Annotated in this window: 18 protein-coding genes; 13 read left to right on the top strand and 5 right to left on the bottom strand. The window is 60.7% G+C overall.

All coding sequences use genetic code 11. The features are described 5' to 3' along the window. Window position 1: 1 nt before the first annotated feature. The gene (gene uvrY, locus CAG47_RS15485) at window positions 2–643 is read right to left on the bottom strand and encodes a UvrY/SirA/GacA family response regulator transcription factor (protein ID WP_008015884.1); all 642 of its coding nucleotides are present in this window, start codon (window positions 641–643) and stop codon (window positions 2–4) included. Window positions 644–1,375: 732 nt separating this feature from the next. Here uvrY and CAG47_RS15480 point away from each other — a divergent pair. From CAG47_RS15480 to CAG47_RS15420, 13 genes are all read left to right on the top strand, one after another. Then, window positions 1,376–2,455, top strand: a complete 1,080-nt coding sequence (locus tag CAG47_RS15480; protein ID WP_085725729.1) for a 3-deoxy-7-phosphoheptulonate synthase — start codon at window positions 1,376–1,378, stop codon at window positions 2,453–2,455. 378 nt (window positions 2,456–2,833) lie between these two features. Further along, entirely contained in the window at window positions 2,834–3,715 is an 882-nt protein-coding gene (locus CAG47_RS15475; protein ID WP_085725823.1) for a triacylglycerol lipase, read from the top strand. Window positions 3,716–3,821: 106 nt separating this feature from the next. Continuing rightward, entirely contained in the window at window positions 3,822–4,103 is a 282-nt protein-coding gene (locus CAG47_RS15470; RefSeq protein WP_007984657.1) for a peptidylprolyl isomerase, read from the top strand. A 135-nt stretch (window positions 4,104–4,238) separates the two neighbouring features. Further along, complete coding sequence (locus CAG47_RS15465; protein WP_085725728.1) at window positions 4,239–6,107, top strand: extracellular solute-binding protein; 1,869 nt, start codon at window positions 4,239–4,241, stop codon at window positions 6,105–6,107. Then, window positions 6,107–7,168, top strand: a complete 1,062-nt coding sequence (locus CAG47_RS15460; protein ID WP_085725727.1) for a microcin C ABC transporter permease YejB — start codon at window positions 6,107–6,109, stop codon at window positions 7,166–7,168. Before CAG47_RS15465 ends, CAG47_RS15460 begins: the two co-directional genes overlap by 1 nt. Further along, window positions 7,168–8,190: an ABC transporter permease gene (locus CAG47_RS15455; protein ID WP_085725726.1), complete on the top strand. Its 1,023-nt coding sequence runs from the start codon at window positions 7,168–7,170 to the stop codon at window positions 8,188–8,190. The genes CAG47_RS15460 and CAG47_RS15455 overlap by 1 nt, the downstream gene beginning before the upstream one ends. 19 nt (window positions 8,191–8,209) lie before the next feature. After that, window positions 8,210–9,787: an ABC transporter ATP-binding protein gene (locus CAG47_RS15450; RefSeq protein ID WP_085725725.1), complete on the top strand. Its 1,578-nt coding sequence runs from the start codon at window positions 8,210–8,212 to the stop codon at window positions 9,785–9,787. 134 nt (window positions 9,788–9,921) lie between these two features. Continuing rightward, window positions 9,922–11,337, top strand: a complete 1,416-nt coding sequence (locus CAG47_RS15445; protein ID WP_085725724.1) for a sigma-54-dependent Fis family transcriptional regulator — start codon at window positions 9,922–9,924, stop codon at window positions 11,335–11,337. Window positions 11,338–11,623: 286 nt separating this feature from the next. Then, window positions 11,624–13,015: a GntP family permease gene (locus tag CAG47_RS15440; protein ID WP_085725723.1), complete on the top strand. Its 1,392-nt coding sequence runs from the start codon at window positions 11,624–11,626 to the stop codon at window positions 13,013–13,015. A gap of 7 nt (window positions 13,016–13,022) precedes the next feature. Continuing rightward, a complete protein-coding gene (locus CAG47_RS15435) occupies window positions 13,023–13,796 on the top strand; it encodes a 3-hydroxybutyrate dehydrogenase (RefSeq protein ID WP_085725722.1) in 774 nt (257 codons plus the stop codon). Window positions 13,797–13,898: 102 nt separating this feature from the next. Continuing rightward, window positions 13,899–15,854: an acetoacetate--CoA ligase gene (locus tag CAG47_RS15430; protein ID WP_085725721.1), complete on the top strand. Its 1,956-nt coding sequence runs from the start codon at window positions 13,899–13,901 to the stop codon at window positions 15,852–15,854. A 134-nt stretch (window positions 15,855–15,988) separates the two neighbouring features. Next, window positions 15,989–18,526 (top strand): PAS domain S-box protein, encoded by a 2,538-nt coding sequence (locus tag CAG47_RS15425; protein WP_085725720.1) that lies wholly within the window; start codon window positions 15,989–15,991, stop codon window positions 18,524–18,526. 76 nt (window positions 18,527–18,602) lie between these two features. Beyond that, window positions 18,603–18,878: a peptidylprolyl isomerase gene (locus CAG47_RS15420; protein ID WP_007898282.1), complete on the top strand. Its 276-nt coding sequence runs from the start codon at window positions 18,603–18,605 to the stop codon at window positions 18,876–18,878. Between the two features lie 166 nt (window positions 18,879–19,044). On the opposite strand, the gene CAG47_RS15415 is transcribed toward CAG47_RS15420, so the two are convergent. The 4 genes from CAG47_RS15415 to CAG47_RS15400 form a co-directional block, all read right to left on the bottom strand. Further along, window positions 19,045–19,980: a sugar kinase gene (locus CAG47_RS15415; protein ID WP_085725719.1), complete on the bottom strand. Its 936-nt coding sequence runs from the start codon at window positions 19,978–19,980 to the stop codon at window positions 19,045–19,047. A 139-nt stretch (window positions 19,981–20,119) separates the two neighbouring features. After that, window positions 20,120–21,337 (bottom strand): amino acid deaminase, encoded by a 1,218-nt coding sequence (locus tag CAG47_RS15410; protein WP_085725718.1) that lies wholly within the window; start codon window positions 21,335–21,337, stop codon window positions 20,120–20,122. 39 nt (window positions 21,338–21,376) lie between these two features. Next, entirely contained in the window at window positions 21,377–22,141 is a 765-nt protein-coding gene (locus tag CAG47_RS15405; RefSeq protein WP_085725717.1) for an IclR family transcriptional regulator, read from the bottom strand. A gap of 171 nt (window positions 22,142–22,312) precedes the next feature. Next, a complete protein-coding gene (locus CAG47_RS15400) occupies window positions 22,313–22,702 on the bottom strand; it encodes a RidA family protein (RefSeq protein WP_085725716.1) in 390 nt (129 codons plus the stop codon). Window position 22,703: the final 1 nt, after the last annotated feature.

Genomic DNA, 22,703 nt, shown 5'->3' with positions numbered 1-22,703 from the left:
TTCAGAGACTGGCGTCGACCATGCCATGACGAACCGCCAACAGAGTCAACTCGACATCACTGCTGATCGAAAGTTTTTCGAAGATGCGGTAACGGTAGGTGTTCACGGTTTTCGGGGACAGGCACAATTTATCGGAAATGATCTGTACTTTCTGGCAGCCAACAATCATCAGCGCGATCTGGATTTCCCGCTCCGACAAGGCATCGAAAGGTGAGTCGTTGGTGGGCTGGAAGGACTTGATCGCCAGCTGCTGGGCAATTTGCGGACTGATATAGCGCTGCCCGGCGAACACCAGGCGAATGGCCTGGACCATTTCCGGCAAACCCGCTCCCTTGGTCAGGTAGCCTGCAGCCCCAGCCTGCAACAGCCGTGTAGGAAACGGATCTTCTTCACACACGGTCACCGCGACGACCTTGATATCCGGATGACTGCGCAATAACTTGCGAGTGGCCTCAAGACCACCGATACCTGGCATCTTGACGTCCATCAACACCACATCGGGTTTCAGCTCACGCGCCTTGAGCAGGGATTCCTCACCCGACTCTGCCTGGCCGACTACTTGCAGGCCATCGATGTCAGCCAGCATTCGTGTAATGCCTGTACGAACGAGATCATGGTCATCGACTACTAGCACCCTAATCAAGCAGACACCTCGCGATATGGTCTTATTGGGTTGCCAGACACCTTAGCAAAAAGCATCTGGCAGACCTAGCGGAAAGCGTCAGATTAAAAGTTTCAATTCATCTTGAAAGGCTTGTTTCAAGCGTGTTTCAGCAATCCCGGCCGGGGAGTGTCACAACGTTCAGGGCACTCAAGCGATAGTAAGCAGCATCGTTGGCCGATAGCATTTTCTGATTGAATCTGCGTGCCGCCCTCTAGTAAGCTCGGCTCATCCATCGGAGACAGACCATGTTGAACGCCCTCTTGCAGCTTCATACCGCCAGCGCCCTGCGCTCGGTTGCGGCTGTCCGGGCTAATGACGGTTGTGCTCCGGTCAGCTTTTATTTTGGGTATTGGTTTAGCCACTGGCGCGCCTGATACCCACACGGCGCCCACTTTGAACGGGTCGCCACCAGAGATTTCTCAACCCCCGGTCGGCCTCCCGACCGGGGGTTTTGTTTTTTCAGCGCCTGCAATTTTAGCGACACGCCAGACATCAAGAGGATTCAGAACATGAACTACGCCACTTATTACCGTTACGACAGTTTTACCGCCTGGCGATTTACCAGCCTCCGCTCGGGACAGCCTGCCGCCTCCGATCGGTCACCCACAGGTGGCAAGCACACACACGCAGCCAATTTGGCCAATTGTCGAACACCCCAGTAGGGCCGAGCGCGCGGGCATGAACCCGCCACCCGCCCAGGAAACCTTGAATATGAACTCGTCCGTCTCTGCACTGCCGCTGTCCAGCTTGAGCCCTGCCAATGAAGCGCTGACCCTGCGTCTGCCCAGCTCATTGCAACTCAAACAGCAATTGCCCCTCAGCAACGCCCTGACCCAGCAAGTCGCCGCCCACCGCCAGGCGGTCCGCGCGATCCTCAACGGTGAAGACTCCCGTCTGCTGGTCATCGTCGGTCCATGCTCGATACACGATCCGAAATCAGCCCTCGAATACGCCGGCAACCTTGCCCGCCTCGCCGCTGACGTCAGCGATGAAATGTTGCTGGTGATGCGCGCCTATGTCGAAAAACCCCGCACTACAGTTGGCTGGAAAGGCCTGGCCTACGACCCGCATCTGGATGGCAGCGATGACATGGCCGCCGGCCTGACATTGTCCCGCGAGCTGATGCGCGAAATGCTCCGCATGGGCTTGCCGGTTGCCACTGAACTGCTGCAACCGATGGCGGCCGGCTACTTCGATGATCTGTTGAGCTGGGTGGCCATTGGCGCTCGGACCACGGAGTCGCAAATCCATCGGGAAATGGCCAGCGGCCTGGGCATGCCTGTAGGGTTCAAGAACGGGACTGACGGCGGTGTCGCTGTCGCCAGTGATGCCATGCGTTCCGCGGCCCACCCCCATCGTCATTTCGGCGTCGATAGCCAGGGACATCCTGCGATCATTCAAACCCCAGGTAATGCGGACACTCACCTGGTATTGCGCGGCGGCCATCGCGGGCCGAACTACGACAGCGCCAGCGTCGCCCAAGTGAACAGCGACCTGACCAGGCTCAGGATTCCAGGTCGCATCATGGTCGATTGCAGTCACGCCAACAGCGGCAAAGACCCGTTGCGCCAGCCAGCCGTATTCAACGATGTACTTGAACAGCGTCTGCAAGGTGATCGCTCGCTGATCGGCATGATGATCGAGAGCCATTTGTTCGAGGGTTGCCAACCGTTGAGTTCGTCATTGCAATACGGTGTATCAGTGACCGATGGCTGCCTCGGATGGGTCGGAACAGAACAACTGTTGCTTGAAGCGGCAGATCGGCTGCGAGCGCAAGGCAACGCCCAATAGCCGGCATTATCCGGCCACCCTCCAGCCTTCCCGGGAAGTCTGGAGGGTAAAAGGAAATCGGAACCCCTACACTCAGCTGAAAATGACGCAATGGCATAGGCCAGGCACAGCGGATGCTACAGCCGTGATGTCGGCCTTTCACTCCGGCTTACTGGGAAAATCGATATATACGAAGTAGGTCCTTGCTCTGCAGCAATCGGATCGCCGTGAATTCCTCAAACTATTCCGACTAAAGCCTCTTCCACTTTTTAGCATTCACACTCGTTCTATTTCGCTTTCCGCAAGCTCCGACGGACTTTTCATACATCACGCCAACCTCGAGTGTTTTAGAGTGAAGCGCCATGCAGTCCCAACGAACTTCGGTGCAAAGGTATGAACATGCAAAGGAATGCAAGCACTCGTTTCCCGATATTGCTGGTCCACGGCCTTTTCGGCTTCAAGAGAATCGGCAAGTTCGAGCTCTTTCACGACATCAGGCAGGCGCTGAGGAACGCCGGAGCAAGGGTATTCGTTCCCTACTTGTCCGCCACCCATGACAACGAGGTTCGCGGTGACGAATTACTCACGCAGATCGAACGGGTACTGGAAGGAACCGGTGCACGCAAAGTCAACCTCATAGGCCATAGCCAAGGCGCACTGACCGCACGCTATGCTGCAGCGATTGCGCCAAAAAACGTGGCGTCGGTGACTTCCGTCAGCGGACCGAACCATGGCTCGGAACTGGCCGATTTCCTGCGCAAGGCATTGACACCGGGCAGCCTGCCGGAACAGGTTGGCGAGACAGTGATAACCCTCTTCGCCGACCTCCTCGCGACTTTAAGCGACAATCAATTCCAGCCACAGAACGCCATAGCGACCCTCAATGCACTGACCACCGACAGCGTAGGCACATTCAATGACAAATACCCGCAAGGATTGCCCAGCACCTGGGGTGGCAAGGGGCGTGAACGGGTCAACGGTGTTCGCTACTACTCGTGGAGCGGCGTGCTGCAGTCGAATGTTCTCGAAAAAGGGTGCAATACACTCGATCCGCTCCACGCCTTCTGTCAGGCGCTTTCTGGCTATTTCGTCACGGAAAGCGAGCAGAACGACGGGTTGGTCGGCCGCTTCAGTTCCCATCTGGGCACGGTAATACATTCCGACTACAAGCTGGATCATCTGGACACCATTGGCCAACCGACCGGCCAGTTGCGCACAGGTGTCGACCCGATTGAACTCTATGTCCAGCATGCCGAGCGCTTGAGAATCGCCGGCCTTTGAGGTGCCACTTGCCGGAGGCTCGCGTGGAACGGAACTTTGAGGAGAAATAGCGCACTGAATCCGGTAGGCTCTGCACTTTATCGAATATTGGAAGGAGTATTTTCCCATGGCTAAAGCCACTGCCCGTCACATCCTTGTTGCCTCGGAAGCCAAGTGCAACGAACTCAAGGCCCAAATCGAGGCTGGCGCCGATTTCGCCGAAGTTGCCAAGGCAAACTCCACCTGCCCTTCGAGCCGCCAGGGCGGTGATCTGGGTTCGTTCGGTCCGGGCCAGATGGTCAAGGAATTCGACACCGTGGTCTTCAGCGCGCCGATCAACGTGGTCCAGGGTCCGGTAAAGACCCAGTTCGGCTACCACCTGCTGGAAGTGACCAGCCGCCAGGACTGATCGACCCTTGCGCTACTCTCACAACGGCCCGCCTTTTGGTGGGCCGTTGTGTTTGCGATGCGTAATTCGGCTGGCGAGGGACGCGCCGCTAGCGTACAAATTGTCGTTAACGACCACCCGGCTCTAAGGCTGACAATGCGACTGGCTTTCCCTACCTTGTTGTTCACGGCCGTGGCCCTGCTGATGGGCACCACCGGCGCGAATGCTGAACCGCGGCATGCATTGACCGTTTACGGCGAACCGGCCAAGTACCCTGCCGGCTTCAGTCATTTTGCCTACACCAACCCGCTGGCGCCCAAGGGCGGTACGATGCGGCGCTCGGCGATCGAAATTGGTCAGTTCGACCATGTTTTGCCTTACATCGACAAAGGCATCGGCGTCACACAGATCGACGGCCTGCTCTATTCGCCGCTGGCCCAGCGTTCACTGGACGAGCCGTACACCGTCTACGGTCTGGTGGCAGAGAAGATGGAGCGTCCCGAGGACGGCCTGTCCCTGCGCTTTTACCTCAACCCAAAGGCGCGTTTTGCCGATGGCACACCCATAACGGCCGAAGACGTACGCTACACCTTCGACCTGCTGATGACCCAGGGCAGCCTGCGCTACCGCACCCAGTTCGCCGACGTCAAAGGCGTCGAAGTGGAATCGCCACTGACCGTGCGCTTTGATTTCAGGAACAACGAAAACCGCACCCTGCCCCTGGATATCGCGACCCTGCCGGTGTTTCCCGAGCACTGGTGGAAGAGCCGCGATTTCGCTGGCGGCGGCGGCTATGAAGCGCCCTTGGGCAGCGGTCCCTATAAAGTCGGCAAGATCGATTCCGGGCGCAGCATCACCTTCGAGCGCAACCCCGACTGGTGGGGCAAGGATCTGCCGGTCAGCCGTGGCCTGTACAACTTCGATCATTTCAGCATCGAGTACTTCGGCGATACCGACGTGGCGCGCCAGGTCCTGCGCGGTGGCGCCTATGACTACAATCGTGAATTTTCCGCCACGGCCTATTCCATCGGTTACGACAGTCCGGCCCTGAGCGATGGTCGCCTGCAAAAGGCCCACCTCGCCACCGAGGCACCGCAATCCGCCCAGGGTTTTGTGTTCAATCTGCAAAAACCCATGTTCCAGGACCGCCGCGTGCGCCAGGCGCTGGCGATGCTGTGGGACTTCGAGTGGAGCAACCGGCAGATGATGCGTGACATGTACATCCGCCAGCAGAGCTTTTTTTCCAATACCGATCTCGCGGCCCGGCAATTGCCGGACAGGGATGAACTGGCAATTCTCGAACCGTTGCGCGGGCAGATTCCCGACGAAGTCTTCACCACAGTGTTCGAAGCGCCGAAGACCGATGGCAGCGGCGTGATCCGCGACAAGCAACTGCAAGCCCTGGAACTGCTCGAGCAGGCCGGCTGGAAACCCGATGGCGACCAACTGGTCAATGCCGAAGGTGAGCCGTTGAGCTTCACTTTCCTGGTCAGTCAAAACGGCATGGACCGCTTGCTGCTGCCCTATAAACGCACGTTGAAACAGATCGGCATCGACCTCAACATCCGCCGCATCGACTCGTCCCAGTACGTCAATCGCCTGATGAGCCGTGACTACGACATGATCGTCACCGGCTACCCGGTCACCACTTCTCCAGGGAACGAACTGCTCAATTACTTCGGTTCGGCGGCGGCCACCGATCCAGGCTCCAACAACTACATGGTGTTGAAAAACCCGGCAGTGGACACCCTGATCACCGGATTGATCCGCGCCAATACCCAGGCCGACATGCTGCATTACGCCCATGCCCTGGACCGGGTCCTGCAATGGAACTACTACTGGATTCCCAACTATTACCCGCCGGGCACCTCGACGGTGTGGTGGAACCGCTTCGGCATCCCGAACGTGCAGGCGAGCAATGACGAAGCCATCGAGAGCTGGTGGGAGATGAGCACCACGCCATTGACCAACCAACAGATGACGGCCGAGCGTATCAGCCGTAGCAAACCCGGAGGGCCGCACTGATGTGGGCTTACATACTGCGGCGACTGCTGCTGATCATTCCGACGCTGGTGATCATTCTTCTGGTCAACTTCGTCATCGTCCAGGCTGCACCGGGCGGGCCGGTCGAACAGGCCATCGCGCACTTGCAGGGCATTAGCGGCGCCACGGTTGGCGGCGGCACCAGCGAAGCCGTGAGTGGCAAGTCCAGGGCCAGTCGCGGGCTCGATCCGCAACTGATCAAGGACATTGAAAAACAGTACGGTTTCGACAAGCCGGCACACGAGCGCCTCTGGCTGATGCTCACCAGCTACGCCCGCCTGGACTTCGGCAAGAGTTTTTTCCGCGGCGCCACCGTCACCGACCTGATCCTGGAAAAAATGCCGGTGACCATTTCCCTCGGGCTCTGGGCGACGCTGATCACCTATCTGGTGTCGATTCCCCTGGGCATCCGCAAGGCGGTGCACCATGGCAGCCATTTCGACATCTGGAGCAGCACCGCGATCATCATCGGTTATGCCATGCCCGCGTTCCTGTTTGCGATGTTCCTGATCGTGATCTTTGCCGGTGGCACTTCGCTGAACTGGTTCCCGGTTCGCGGACTGGTCTCGGACAACTTCGACTCGCTGTCGACCCTCGGCAAGGTTGCCGACTACTTCTGGCATCTGGTGTTACCGGTGACCGCGCTGGTAATCGGCGGATTCGCCACGCTGACCATCCTGACCAAGAACTCATTCCTCAATGAAATCACCCGCCAGTACGTGGTCACTGCCCGGGCCAAGGGTTTGAGTGAACGAAGGGTGCTCTATGGGCACGTGTTCCGCAATGCCATGCTGCTGGTGGTGTCGGGCATTCCCCAGGCGTTCATCAGCGTGTTTTTTGCCGGCTCGCTGCTGATCGAAGTGATCTTCTCCCTCGACGGCCTGGGCCGCATGAGCTACGAAGCGGCGGTATCCCGGGACTATCCGGTGGTGTTCGGCTCGTTGTTCATTTTCACCCTGTTTGGCCTTTTGATAAAACTGGTCGGCGACCTCTGCTACACCCTGGTCGACCCGCGTATCGACTTCGCCGCGAGGAACGCCTGATGTTCAAGCTTTCGCCGTTGGCGCGTCGCCGCTTTGCGCGCTTCAAGAAAAACCGCCGGGGCTGGTGGTCGCTCTGGCTGTTTATCGGCCTGTTCCTGATGACCCTGGGCGGTGAGTTGATCGCCAACGACAAACCGCTGATGGTGAGCTATCAGGGTCAGTGGTACTTCCCGGTTTTCAAGCGTCATACCGAACAGGAGTTCGGCGGGCAACTGCCGTTCCAGGCCGACTACCGCAGCGACTATGTGCAGAAGCTGATCAAGCAGGACGGTGGCTGGCTGCTGTTTCCGCCGATCCCGTTCAGTGACGACACGCCCAACTACGACCTGAACAAACCCGCCCCCAGTCCGCCCTCCAGTGTCAATTGGCTGGGCACTGACGACCAGGCACGGGACGTTCTGGCCCGGGTGATCTTCGGCGCCCGGGTGTCGATCCTGTTTGCCTTGATGCTGACGTTTGTCAGTGCCCTCATCGGTATCGCCGCCGGAGCCCTGCAAGGCTATTACGGCGGCTGGGTGGACTTGCTCGGCCAGCGCCTGCTGGAGGTGTGGTCCGGATTGCCGGTGCTGTACCTGCTGATCATCCTGTCGGGCTTCGTCGAGCCGAATTTCTGGTGGCTGCTGGGGATCATGGCGCTGTTTTCATGGCTGGCCCTGGTGGATGTGGTGCGTGCCGAGTTCCTGCGCGGGCGTAACCTGGAATACGTCAAGGCCGCGCGCGCGCTGGGCCTGACCGACCGCAAAGTCATCGTGCGGCACATCCTGCCCAACGCCATGAACGCGACCTTGAGCTATTTGCCCTTCATTCTCACCGGGGCGATTTCCACCCTGACGGCGCTGGATTTCCTCGGTTTCGGCATGCCCGCGGGCAGCGCTTCTCTGGGCGAACTGATCGACCAGGGCAAGCAGAACCTGCAAGCGCCGTGGCTGGGCCTGACAGCGTTTTTCACCCTGGCGCTGATTCTTTCTTTATTGGTATTCATTGGCGAAGCGTTGCGCGACGCTTTTGATCCCCGATCTTGATCCTGAGGCGGATGTTGATATGACCAACCTGATCGAAATCCGTGACCTCAGCGTGGCCTTCAATGGCCAGACAGCGGTGCGCAATCTGTGCCTGGACATCCACCCCGGCGAATGCCTGGCGCTGGTGGGCGAGTCGGGCTCGGGAAAGTCGGTGACGGCGCACTCGATCCTGCAATTGCTGCCGCCAACCGATACCGAGACAACGGGCAGCATTCGCTATCGAGGCCAGGAACTGGTGGGGGCGGATATCGGCAAGTTGCGCCAATTGCGCGGTAATCGCATCGCGATGATCTTCCAGGAGCCGATGACCTCCCTGAACCCGCTGCACTCCATCGAAAAACAGATCGGTGAAACCTTGCTGGTGCACAAGGGCCTGGCGGGCAAGGCGGCGCAAGCGCGCATCCTCGAATTGCTGCACCTGGTGGGCATCCAGAAACCCGAGGAGCGGCTCAAGGCCTACCCCCACCAGTTGTCCGGCGGCCAACGCCAGAGGGTGATGATCGCCATGGCCCTGGCCTGCGAGCCGGAGTTGCTGATCGCCGACGAACCGACCACCGCGCTGGATGTGACGGTGCAGCGCAAGATCCTGCTATTGCTCAAATCCCTGCAACAGCGGCTGGGCATGTCGCTGCTGCTGATCAGCCACGACCTCAATCTGGTGCGCAGCATCGCCCAGCGCGTGTGCGTGATGAAGGCCGGGGAAATCGTCGAGCAGGCGCCTTGCGAAATCCTTTTTACCGAACCCAGGCACCCCTACAGCTGTGTATTGCTGCACGCCGAACCCGAGGGCGAAGCCTTGCCCCGGGACGAGCGCGAAAACGTACTGGAGGTGGACAACCTGCAGGTACGGTTTCCCGTCAGTGGCGGCCTGTTTCAGCGCAAGACCTGGCTGCACGCCGTCAATGGCATCAGCCTGAACATTCAGCGCGGCAAGACCCTGGGCATTGTTGGCGAATCGGGTTCGGGCAAGTCCACCCTTGGCCAGGCCATCCTGCGCTTGCTCGACTCCGAAGGCAGCATCCGCTTTCAAGGCCAGTCGCTGGACGGCCTGACGCAGAAACAGCTTCAGCCTTGGCGCAAGAAAATGCAGGTCGTGTTCCAGGACCCCTTCGGCAGCCTCAGCCCGCGGATGTCGGTGGCGCAGATCATCAGCGAAGGGCTGGAGGTGCACAGCCAGTTGAGCACTGAAGAGTGCAACGCCGAAGTGATACGGGCACTGAGCGAAGTGGGCCTCGACCCGCAAAGTCGTGATCGCTATCCCCACGAGTTCTCCGGTGGCCAGCGCCAGCGCATTGCCATTGCCCGGGCGCTGGTGTTGAAGCCGGCACTGATCCTGCTCGACGAACCGACTTCGGCGCTGGACCGCACGGTACAAAAACAGGTAGTCGCCCTGCTCCGCCAGCTTCAGGAAAAACACGGCTTGACCTACCTTTTCATCAGCCATGACCTGGCGGTGGTGCGCGCCCTGGCCCACGACATGATCGTGATCAAGGATGGCAAGGTAGTGGAACGCGGCGCCAGCCATGAGGTGTTCGATTCACCGCAGCACCCGTACACCAAGGAGCTGTTGGCGGCAGCGTTGCTTGGGCAGGCATAATCCATGACCGAGGTGCGGCCTTCGCGAGCAGGCTCGCTCCCACAGGAGGTTTGTGAACGACACAGATCAACTGTGGGAGCGAGCCTGCTCGCGAAGGGGCCTGCACAGGCAAAACACAATCAGGATCAACCCCCATGAACACCACCGAAAGCCTCAAGGACTACCAGCGCGTTCGTTTGCTGGCGATCCGCTCTTTGTTCGAGATCATCGAGCAATCGAGCGAGGGCACGGTGATCGTCGACCGCGATGCCAACATCGTCTGGATGAACGAGCGATATGCCCGGCGCTTCGGCCTGCCATCGGCTGAAGTCGCAATTGGCAAGCCCTGCGAAAGCGTGATCCCCGGCAGCCTGCTGCGTGAAGTGGTGCGCACCGGCCGGCCGATTCTGCTGGATATGCAAGACACCTCCAAAGAGCCGCTGGTGGTCATGCGCCTGCCGATTCACGATGACGCCGGCGTGGTGATCGGTGCCATCGGTTTCGCCCTGTTCGACGAATTGCGCAGCCTGTCACCGATGCTCAAGCGCTACATGAGCATGCAGGAAGAACTGGCCTCCACCCGCTCGCTGTTGCGGGCACGACAGACCAAATACAACTTCGCCCATTTCATCGGCACCAGCGCCGCCAGCCTGGAAGTCAAACGCCGCGCCCGGCGCAGTGCGAGTACCGAATCACCGGTGCTGTTGCTTGGCGAAACCGGCACCGGCAAGGAATTGCTGGCCCAGGCGATCCACAATGCCTCGCCCCGTGCGCACAAGGCGTTTGTCAGCATCAACAGCGCGGCGATTCCCGAATCGCTGCTGGAGGCCGAATTTTTCGGCACCGTCCCTGGCGCGTTTACCGGAGCCGACCGCAAGGGCCGCGCCGGTAAACTGCAGATCGCCCAGGGCGGCACGCTGTTCCTCGATGAAATCGGCGACATGCCGCTGCCCCTGCAAAGCAAATTGTTGCGGGTGTTGCAGGAAAAAGAATTCGAGCCAGTGGGCTCCAACGACGTGATCCAGAGCGATGTGCGGGTAATCGCCGCGACCTCTACGGACCTCGAAGCCGCGATCAAACGCGGCGAATTCCGCGCCGACCTTTACTACCGGCTCAACGTTTTGCCGATTCAGGTACCGCCGCTGCGCGAGCGCCTGGATGACGTGCCGGCACTCACTGAAGCCATTCTCGAAGAGCTGCGCAGCCAGCATGAACTGCACCACGAAGCCCTGGAGTTATTGGGGCAACATGCCTGGCCGGGAAACATCCGCGAACTGCGCAATGTGCTGGAACGGGCGGCACTGCTCAGTGACGACTTGCGCCTGACGGTGGCGGACATCCGCGCAGCGATTGGTACGTTCACCCCGGTGGAGCGCGTGACACCCTTGACCATCGAACCGATTGCCCACGAGACCTTCAGCGCGGCGCGGGAGCGCTTTGACCGGCAACTGATCGAAACCACCCTCGCGCAATGCGGGGGCAAGGTGATCGATGCCGCGGCGCGGTTGGGGCTTGGTCGATCGACGTTGTACAAGAAGATGGTGGCGCTGGGGATAGCGGAGTCTCAATAAAGAGACATGCATCTCCATTGCTGGACAGACAATCGCGAGCGTGCTCGCTCCTACAGTAAATGCAGTTCTACTGACCAACTCGGTCAACTGTGGGAGCGGGCTTGCCCGCGAAGAGGCCAGCACTCCACACACAAGTCTCAATTCGAAGACAAAAACATCCGAAAATCTCCCCTACATTGAAATATATCCTTATATTTCAACAACTTAACAAGATGGCACAAAACTCGCTAAACGCCTCTCCTGCAACGTTTCACCCTACAAAAATAACAACTCCAGGAGACACACCATGAGTGTGATCATTGCCTTGGCAGCCCTCGCGCTGCTGATGCTGGCGGCCTACCGTGGCTACAGCGTTATCCTTTTTGCCCCGATCGCCGCCCTCGGTGCGGTCCTGTTGACCGACCCGTCTGCTGTCGCCCCTGCTTTCACCGGGGTGTTCATGGAAAAAATGGTCGGCTTCATCAAGCTGTATTTCCCGGTGTTCCTGCTTGGCGCGGTGTTCGGCAAGTTGATCGAACTGTCCGGCTTCTCGCGCTCCATCGTCGCAGCGGCGATTCGCCTGCTCGGCACCCGCCAGGCGATGCTGGTGATCGTGCTGGTCTGCGCCCTGCTGACCTACGGTGGTGTCTCGCTGTTCGTGGTGGTGTTCGCGGTCTATCCGTTTGCCGCCGAGATGTTCCGCCAGAGCAACATCCCCAAGCGCCTGATCCCGGCGACCATTGCCCTGGGCGCGTTCTCGTTCACCATGGACGCCCTGCCCGGTACGCCACAAATCCAGAACATCATTCCCAGCACCTTCTTCAACACCACCGCTTGGGCGGCGCCGTGGCTGGGGGTGATCGGCACGATCTTCGTGTTCTGCGCCGGCATGCTGTTTCTCCAGCGTCAGCGCAACAAGGCACTGCGCGCCGGTGAAGGTTACGGCTCCGACCTGCGCAACGAACCGGAAACCGCCGCAGATCTCAAGCTGCCGAACCCTTGGCTGGCGCTGTCGCCCCTGTTGGCGGTGGGCATCATGAACCTGCTGTTCACCCATTGGATTCCGCAGGTGTATGGCAAGACCCACAGCCTTGCGCTGCCGGGCATGGCCGCGCCGGTGACGACCGAAATCGCCAAGCTCACGGCGATCTGGGCGGTACAGGCGGCCCTGCTGGTCGGCATCCTCATGGTCCTGGTGTTTGGCTTCCAGGCGATTCGCAGCAAACTCGCCGAAGGCAGCAAAACCGCGGTCAGCGGTGCGCTGCTGGCAGCGATGAACACTGCCTCGGAATACGGTTTCGGCGCGGTGATCGCATCGCTGCCCGGCTTTCTGGTATTGGCCGACTGGCTCAAGAGCATTCCCAACCCACTGGTCAACGAAGCGATTACCGTGACCCTGCTGGCCGGCATCACCGGCTCCGCTTCGGGCGGCATGAGCATCGCGCTGGCAGCGATGTCCGAGCAGTTCATCAGCGCCGCCCATGCAGCAAACATTCCGCTGGAAGTGCTGCACCGGGTCGCCGCCATGGCCAGCGGCGGCATGGACACCCTGCCGCACAACGGCGCGGTGATTACCCTGCTGGCGGTGACCGGGCTGACCCACCGCGAAGCCTATAAAGACATTTTCTGTATTACGCTGATCAAGACCCTGGCCGTTTTCGTGGTGATCGGCACCTTCTACGCCACTGGCATTGTGTGAGGTATTCATGACGACTCTATCGGGCAAGACCGCACTGGTCACCGGCTCCACCAGCGGCATCGGCCTGGGGATCGCCCTCAGCCTGGCCAAGGCCGGGGCCAACCTGATCCTCAATGGCTTTGGCGATGCGTCCAGGGTCATCGCCGAGGTGCAGCAGTTCGGCGGCAAGGTCGGTCATCACCCGGCCGACGTCAGCGATCCGGCACAGATCGCCGACATGATCGCCTACGCCGAGCGCGAGTTCGGCGGCATCGACATTCTGGTCAACAACGCCGGCATTCAACATGTGGCGGCGGTGGATGAGTTCCCGGTGGAACGCTGGGATTCGATCATTGCCATCAACCTGTCGTCGGTGTTCCACAGCACCCGATTGAGCCTGCCAGGCATGCGCGCAAAGGGCTGGGGTCGGGTGATCAACATTGCCTCGGTGCATGGCCTGGTCGGTTCGGTGGGCAAGTCAGCCTATGTCGCGGCCAAGCACGGGGTGATTGGTTTGACCAAAGTGGTCGCACTGGAAACCGCGACCACCCAGATCACCTGCAATGCGATCTGCCCAGGCTGGGTATTGACGCCGCTGGTGCAAAAACAGATCGATGATCGCGCCGCCAGCGGCATTGATCCGCAGCAGGCTCAACGGGACCTGCTCGCTGAAAAGCAGCCTTCGCTGGAGTTCGTGACGCCGCCGCAACTGGGTGAGCTGGTGCTGTTCCTGTGCAGCGAAGCTGGCAGCCAGGTGCGTGGTGCGGCATGGAATGTCGATGGCGGGTGGCTGGCGCAGTAATATCGTTCATCGCGAGCAAGCTCGCTCCCACAAGGAAATGCGATCCCCTGTAGGAGCGAGCATGCTCGCGAATGGATCTAAAGACATAAGAAGAGGCAAACCATGTCCGACATCCTCTGGCAACCCGACCCCAAGCGCATTGGCAAGACCCGCATGGAGGCCTTCCGGCGCTTCATCAACCAGCGCTACCACCTCAAGATCGACGACTACCCGGCCCTGCACCAATGGTCCATCGATCAGCGCGCGGATTTCTGGCAGGCCATTGTCGATTTTTTCGACATCCGCTTCCACGAACAACCCGACGCAGTGCTGCTCGAAGGTCCGCAGATGCCCAGCGCCCAGTGGTTCCCCGGCGCAACGCTGAACTTTGCCGAACACCTGCTACAGCGCCGCGATGATGCTATCGCCGTGGTAGCCATCGGCGAAAACGGTCAGCGTGAACATTTGACCTGGGCCGAACTCGCGGAACATGTCGCCGGCTTTCAAAACAGCCTGAAAGCGGCCGGTGTCGGGGTTGGCGACCGGGTCGCCGCGTGCATGCCCAACACCTGGCAAACCCTGGTGGCCATGCTCGCCACCACCAGCCTTGGCGCTGTGTGGTCTTGTTCCTCGCCGGACTTCGGCACTCAAGGGGTGGTTGACCGTTTCGGCCAGATCGAGCCGAAAGTGCTGGTGACTTGCGCCGGTTATCACTATGCCGGCAAGGCGATCGACCAGACCGCCAAGGTCAACGAAATCCTCGAACGGCTGCCGTCGTTGCAGCAGTTGATCGTGGTCCCGTATGCGCGACCTAGGGCACACATCGTAGACTTCCACACCCAGGCCAACGTGACGCTGTGGGACGATTTCTACGAAACCGGCGGCGAACCGGATTTCGTCCCGGTACCCTTCGCCCACCCGCTGTACATCCTCTACTCCAGCGGCACCACCGGCGTGCCCAAATGCATCATCCACAGCACTGGCGGCGTACTCCTGCAACACGTCAAGGAGCACGGCCTGCATGGCGATCTGGGACCCGGTGAACGGCTGTTCTACTACACCACCTGCGGCTGGATGATGTGGAACTGGCTGGTATCGGCATTGGCGGTGGGCAGTGCGGTGGTGCTGTACGACGGCTCGCCGTTCCAGCCCGACCCGCAGCGCCTGATCGACCTGATCGACGATGAGGGCATCAGTGTCTTCGGCACCAGCCCGAAATTTCTCGCGACCCTGGAAAGCAGCGGTATCAAGCCACGCGAGAGCCATGACCTGAGCAGCCTCAAGACGCTGCTCTGCACCGGCTCGGCGCTGTCACCGCAGAGTTACGACTTTGTCTATCGCGACTTCAAGGCCGACGTGTGCCTGGCCTCGATGTCCGGTGGCACCGACATCGTCTCGTGCTTCGTCAACGGCAACCCGATGACATCGGTCAGGCGTGGCGAAATCATGGGCAAGAGCCTGGGCATGGCCGTCGAAGTGTGGAATGACGAAGGCCAACCGGTCATTGGCGAAAAGGGCGAGCTGGTTTGTACCCGGCACTTCCCGGCGATGCCTGTCGGTCTGTGGAACGACCCCGATGGCGACAAGCTGCGCAAATCCTATTTCAGCCTGTTCCCCGGCGTCTGGGCTCAGGGCGACTATGCCGAACAGTTGCCCCATGGCGGGATGATGATCCATGGCCGCTCCGATGCCGTGCTCAACCCTGGCGGCGTACGCATCGGTACGGCGGAAATCTATCGCCAGGTGGAAAAGATTCCACAGGTGCTCGACAGCGTGGCCATCGGTCAGCAATGGCAGGATGATGTACGAGTGGTGCTGTTCGTACGCTTGCGCGAGGGCCTCGAACTGGACGAGGCGCTGCAACAGCAGATCCGCCAGACCATTCGAACCAACACCACGCCGCGTCATGTACCGGCGAAGATTGTCGCGGTGACGGACATTCCCCGGACCATCAGCGGCAAGGTCGTCGAGCTGGCGGTACGCAATATGGTGCATGGGCTGAAGGTAAAGAACACCGATGCACTGGCCAATCCCGAAGCGCTGGAGCAGTACCGAGACAGGCCCGAACTGCTGGATTGAAACAAGGTCACCTGTAGGAGCGAGCACGCTCGCGATAGCGGGTTCTGAACCGCTCGCGCCTGCGAATCAACCCGGGCCTTTCACCTGTGCAAGAATAGACGCCAGCTAAAGCGAATCAGGCTCAGGACTCCCAGATGAACGCTACACCCACCGCCAGCGAAGCCCAGGCCTTGATCGCCCGGATCGACTGGGCAAACAGCCCGCTGGGCGCGGCCAGCACCTGGCCACAGAGCCTGCGAACCGCCGTGGACATCGTGATTCACTCACCGATGCCGATGTTGCTGCTGTGGGGCCCTGACCTGACGCAGATCTACAACGACGGCTTCGCCCTGCTCGCCGGAAACAAACACCCGCACGCTTTCGGCCAACCGGCACACCTGATCTGGCCAGAGTTGAAAAACTTTACCGATCCGATATACAGCGCCGTCCTGCAGGGTCAGGTACGGACCTACACCGAGCAGCGTTTTACCTTGCAACGTGAGGGTCGCGAATCCGACTTCTGGCTCGACCTGACCTACAGCCCGATTCGCAACGAAGCTGCCGAAGTGGCCGGGATCCTGGTCACCGCCATCGAAACCAACGAGCGTAGGCGCATCGCCCTCGAACTCGAACAGCGTTCGGCGGCCAGCCTCAAGGCCCATCGCGAAAGCGAGGAGCGCCTGCAACTGGCCCTTGCCGCCACCGATGCGGTCGGCACCTGGGACTGGGACATCAGCGAAGACCGTTTCATCGCCGATGCGCATTTTGCCCAACTGCACGGCATCGAGCCGGACATGGCCAGCCAGTTGCCGATCAGCGAGTACCTGCACGGCGTACACCCCGAAGACCGCGCCCTGATCGCCCGCAGCATCAAGCACTGCATCACCCATGGCAGCGAATACGCCGAGGAGTATCGCCTGCTGCAATCCGATGGCCAGATGCGCTGGGTGTTTGCCCGCGGCCGCTGCTACAAGGATCACCACGGCCGACCAATGCGCTTCCTCGGTGCCGCCCTGGACCTGACCGAGCGCAAGCGCACCGAGCAGGCCCTGCGCCAGAGCCAGACCGAGTTGCAACTGATCATCAACGCCATGCCGGTACTGATCAGCTATGTCGATCGCGAAGAGCGTTTTCGCCTGAACAATGCGGCGTACCTCGACTGGTACGGGCTGACTCCGCAAGAGCTTTACGGGCGAACCATACTTGAAGTGCTTGGCGAGGAAGCCTATGCGTTGCGCGCGCCGTACATCACTGAGGCACTGTCCGGCCGGCCTTGCTCTTTCAGCATCAGCACGCCACACCGCGACGGGAGCCTGCGCCAGGCCTTGATGAATTACCTGCCACGCCATGGCCCGGACGGTGCGGTGAACGGTTTCTACATCTTCGTGATCGACGAGACCGAACGCAAAGAGACCGAAGAAGCTCTGCGCAACCTCAATGAAACCCTTGAGGAACGGGTTGCCGCGCGCACCCGGCAATTGGCCGAGGCCAACGAACGTTTGCAAAACGAGATGTTCGAGCGTGAGCGTGCCGAGGACGCCTTGCGCCACGCCCAGAAAATGGAGGCCGTCGGTCAGCTTACCGGCGGCATCGCCCATGACTTCAACAACATGCTCACCGGCATCATCGGCAGCCTCGACCTGATGCAACGCTACATCGCCGACGGACGCGTCAACGAGATCGGCCGATTCACCGAGGCGGCGGTGTCCTCGGCCAATCGCGCCGCCGCCCTTACCCATCGCTTGCTGGCGTTCTCCCGACGCCAATCGCTCAACCGCAAGCCGCTGAACCCCAACGAGTTGATTCATTCGCTCGAAGACCTGTTCAGTCGTACCAAGGGCGACCACATCACACTCAAACTGCAACTGGCCGAGAACGTCTGGCGAGTCAGCACTGATGTCAGCCAGCTGGAAAACGCCCTGCTCAACCTGGTGATCAACGCCCGTGACGCCATGCCCAATGGCGGCGAGTTACAGATCGAAACCGCCAACGTGTACCTCGACGGCAGCGACATCACGATCCTGGAGCCGATCAAGGCCGGCGACTATGTGATGATTGCGGTGAGTGACAACGGCACCGGCATGACGCCCCTGGTGCTGGCCAAGGCCTTCGACCCATTCTTCACCACCAAGCCCATCGGCCAGGGCACCGGCTTGGGCCTATCGATGATTTACGGGTTCGCCCAGCAAACGGGGGGGCACGTCAGCCTGTTCAGCCTGCCCGGACGGGGCACCAGCGTACGCTTGTACCTGCCGCGCCTGCATTCGACCGAGCTGGACAACGTCCTGTCACCTGTCGTCGGCGACGCACCGGCGGCGATTGCCGGCGAAACCGTGATGCTGGTCGAAGACGATGCCGCGGTGCGCATGCTGGTACTGGACCTGCTCAAGGAGCTCGGTTATCGCGCCCATGAAGCCGAAGATGCCAAGGGCGCCCTGCCGGTGCTGGAATCAGACCTGCGGGTGGACCTGCTGGTAACCGACGTGGGGTTGCCGGGCATGAATGGGCGGCAACTGGCGGAAATCGCCCGCCAGCACCGTCCCGAACTGAAAGTGCTGTTCATGACCGGTTACGCGCAAATCGCCGCCGAGCGCCAGGGTTTCCTCGAAGAAGGCATGGACATGGTGGCCAAACCGTTTTCAATCGACCTGCTGGCCAACAAGATTCGCACGATGATCGGCCAACCGAACTGAGTTGAGGCATAATCGCGCCCCCGCCGACACCCACATGGCCCCTCACATAGCCACCCCCGTTGCAAGGTACCGCCACATGAAAGCTCAAGCCCGCCATATTCTGGTGAAAACCTCGGAAGAAGCCGAGCAGCTCAAACAACGCATCGCCAAGGGCGAAGCGTTCGATGTGCTGGCCAAGAAGTATTCGACCTGCCCCTCGGGCAAGCGCGGCGGCGACCTCGGCGAAGTGCGCCCGGGGCAGATGGTCGGCGTGATCGATGCGGTGATCTTCAAGAAACCGCTGCGGGTCGTGCATGGACCGATCAAGAGCAAGTTCGGCTATCACCTGGTGCAGGTGTTTTACCGGGATTGAGTGGCTGACCAGGCCACTGTGGCGAGGGGGCTTGCCCCCGTTCGAGTGCGCAGCACTCGTGAGATAGCTGCACTTGGCATCTGGTCGACAGGGTCTGTGGCTGCTTCGCAGCCCAACGGGGGCGAGCCCCCTCGCCACAAAAGCTCCCTCGCCACAGTGAGTGCATTCAATTTCTGGGAATCAACGCTCCCGGCACCTGAATCACCCTGCTCGCCAACCGATGCCCGGCCTCGGCGGCTTGCGCAGGGTCGCCGCCCTTGAGTCGCGCAGCCAGATATGCCGCACTGAACGAATCCCCCGCCGCCGTGGTGTCCACCACCCGCTCGACCTTCTGCGCCGGCACCTCGAATGACTCGCCATCACAACGAATCAGGCACGCTTGCGCGCCGCGCTTGAGCACCACTTCCGGCGTACCGATCTGCTCATACGCGGCAAACACCGCCTCACAGTCGGAGTAACCGAACAACGCCTGTTCGTCATCCACCGTCAGCAGTGCCATGTCGACATGCGGCAGTACCCTGCGATACGCCGCTTGTGCGTCCTCGACTGACGCCCACAGCCGTGGTCGGTAGTTGTTGTCGAACACGATTCGGGCATCGCGCTGGCGGGCTTCGATCAGGGTCTCCAGCAGTTTTTCCCGGCCTTGCGCACCGAGCACCGCCAGGGTGATGCCGCTGAAATACAGCACGTCGTAATCCGGCAACGCCGCGAGGATCGGCGCCGCGGCTGGCGTAGTGAAGCAATCGCGTACCGCCGCTTCATTGCGCCAGTACAGAAAACGCCGCTCGCCGGCCGCGTCAGTCTGGATGCAATACAAACCCGGCAGACGCCCGGGCAGGCGCTGAACCATGCCCAGCCCGATGTTTTCCGCCGCCCAGCTCTGGCACATGGCGTCACTGAAACTGTCATCGCCCAGGGCGGTGACGTAGTCCACGGAACCCTCCTTGCCCAGTTCACGGGACAGATACACGGCCGTATTGAGGGTGTCGCCACCGAAGTTTTGTTGCAGGCTGCCGTCCGCGCGATGCTGCAACTCGATCATGCATTCGCCGATCAGGGCGATGCGCGGGGCGTTGGGGCCGAGGGTGTTGATGGTGTTCATTGTTGTGGGGTCTCTGGCGATTCTTTGTTGTCCGGGCGGCCGCCTTCGCGAGCAGGCTCGCTCCCACAATGGATCTTCGGTGTACACAAAACCCTGTGGGAGCGAGCCTGCTCGCGAAGGCAGCGCTGCGGTTCCGGACCTAGAAACAGGTTTCCATGGTCTCGATGACGTTCAGGTGCTCATCCACCAGACAGCCGACACGCCACTTGTCGAACGTCAGGCACGGGTGCGACGTGCCGAACGAAATGATGTCGCCCACCCGCAGATCAACCCCCGGCGCCACGTTCATGAACGCATGCTGGTCCATCACGGCGGTCACCTTGCATGCACTGACATCATCGCCACTGGCCGGCACCACGCCAGCCTTGTAACGCCGCAACGGCACGGGCAGACCGGCGTCGTAGGCCACGTCGCGCTTGCCCAGGGCGATCACCGCGAACCCGGGCTCCGGCAACGACTGCACGTGCGCCCATACTTCAAGCGCCGGACGCAGGCCTTCGTGCAGGTCGCTGCGGCGGTCGAGTACACAGCACTGTGCTTCCTTGTAGATGCCATGGTCATGGGCCACGTAACTGCCGGGACGCAACACGCTGAGGAAACGCCCGGAGGCGTTCTGCGCCTCGAAGGATTCGGCGATCAGGTCATACCAGGCCGACCCCGACGCGGTGATGATCGGTTTGGCAATGGTGAACGCGCCGGCGTCCTGCAACTGCACCGCCAGGCGTACCAGCGATGCGGCGAAATCGCGGATGCCGGTCACGGCGTGATCGCCATGGATCACGCCCTCGTAGCCTTCGATCCCGGTCAGGGCCAGCGCCGGTTGCGCGGCGATGGCCTTGGCCAGGTCGAGTACTTCCTGTTCGCTGCGGCAACCGCATCGACCACCGACCACGCCATATTCGATCATCACGTTCAGGCGCACGCCACGGGAGGCAAAATAGGCGCCGAGGTCGGCAACGTTGTCCGGGTGATCGACCATGCAATAGAAGTCGAACGTCGGATCGGCCAACAGGTCGGCGATCAGCGCCATGTTCGGCGTGCCGACCAACTGGTTGGCCATCAGCACCCTGCGCACGCCATGGGCGTAGGCCGCACGGGTTTGTGTGGCGCTGGCCAGGGTGATGCCCCAGGCACCGGCGTCCAGTTGGCGACGGAACAACGCCGGGGTCATGCTGGTCTTGCCATGGGGCGCCAGTTCCGCGCCGCTGTCGCTGACGAAGGCCTGCATCCAGCGGATATTGTGCTCCAGCGCTTCACGGTGCAGTACCAGCGCCGGCAGGCTGACGTCACGCACCAGACTGGCGCCGGCCTGAGCGGCACCTTTGTCCACGTTGGCGGTAGTGGGGGCAGAAGACATGGTCGAACTCCTCATTCACGCGGCCGCGGGTAGCCGCGGTTATTCGTTGATGCGACGGGCCAGGCTGTTGGCGCTGTCGATCAGCACCCGGCGGTAGTCGTGGTAATTTTTCTTCGCATCCGCCCGTGGGGCGACGATGCACAGTGTCGCGATGGCCACGCCGTTGGGGTCTTTGACCGGCGCGGCGAAGCAATGGGTAAAGGTGTCGGCGACGCTATCGAATGAGAAGAATCCATCGATACCGGCCTGGCGGATTTCCTTGAGAAACTGTTCCAGCGGCAAATGTTCACCGTCTGGCAGGATGAAGTCGTCAGGGTCGATCAGATCGACGATTTGCTGGTCGCTCAGATGCGCCAGCAACAGGCGGCCCGAAGCGGTCCAGGGGATGGGCGCGTTTTCGCCGATGTCCGAGGAAATACGAAAATGCCGCTCCCCCTCCTTCATCAGCGCGACGGTGTACTTGCGCCCGTTGAGCAGGCACATCTGCGCGGTTTCGTGGGTCTGGCTGACGATGTCCTGCAGGGCGTGGTCGGCCTCGCGGGTAAGGTCGAAATGGCGCAAGTGGGCCTGGCCGAGAAAGTACAACTGACGACCGAGGTAGACGTGACCGTCCTTGCCCACCGGCTCCAGGATCCGCCGTTCCAGCAGCGAGGCCACCAGTTCGTAGACCGTGGATTTGGGACTGCCGATGCCGTTGGCGATGTCGTTAGGGCGCAGGGGCTGGCCGATCTCCTTGAGGAAATCGAGGATATCGAACGCCCGGTCCAGACCGCGTGCCCGGCGCTTGATGGTGTCTTCGGTCATTTCAGTGGTTCCCATTCCAGATGTCGGGAGTTTACCGAGCATGGCGGCTTGACCGACAGGCCGCCATCGCGAGCAAGCTCGCTCCCACAGGTTCTGTGTGCTGCAACAGATTGCCGACACACCATCAATACCTGTGGGAGCGTGGCTTGCCCGCGATGGGCGCGACTCGGTTCAAGCCTTTTTCTTGTACGCAATGCAGTCGATCTCGACCTTGCAGTCGACCATCATGTTCGCCTGCACGCAAGCACGGGCCGGGGCGTGTTCTGGCTTGAAGTACTCGGAGAAGACCTTGTTGAAACTCGTGAAATCCCGCGGATCCTCCAGCCACACGCCTGCACGCACCACATCTTCCAGGCCATAACCGGCCTCCTCGAGAATCGCGATCAGGTTCTTCATGGTCTGGTGGGTCTGTTCGACGATGCCACCCGTAATGATCTCGCCATCCACCGCCGGCACCTGCCCGGAAACATGCAGCCAGCCGTCGGCTTCAACGGCCCGGGCGAAAGGGCGAGGCTGGCCGCCAGCGGCGGTGCTGCCGGTGCCGTAACGAGTAATGCTCATG

This window comes from Pseudomonas sp. R37(2017) (genome assembly GCF_002113375.1).
Lineage (GTDB): Bacteria > Pseudomonadota > Gammaproteobacteria > Pseudomonadales > Pseudomonadaceae > Aquipseudomonas.
This window is presented reverse-complemented; position numbering and strand designations above follow the sequence as displayed.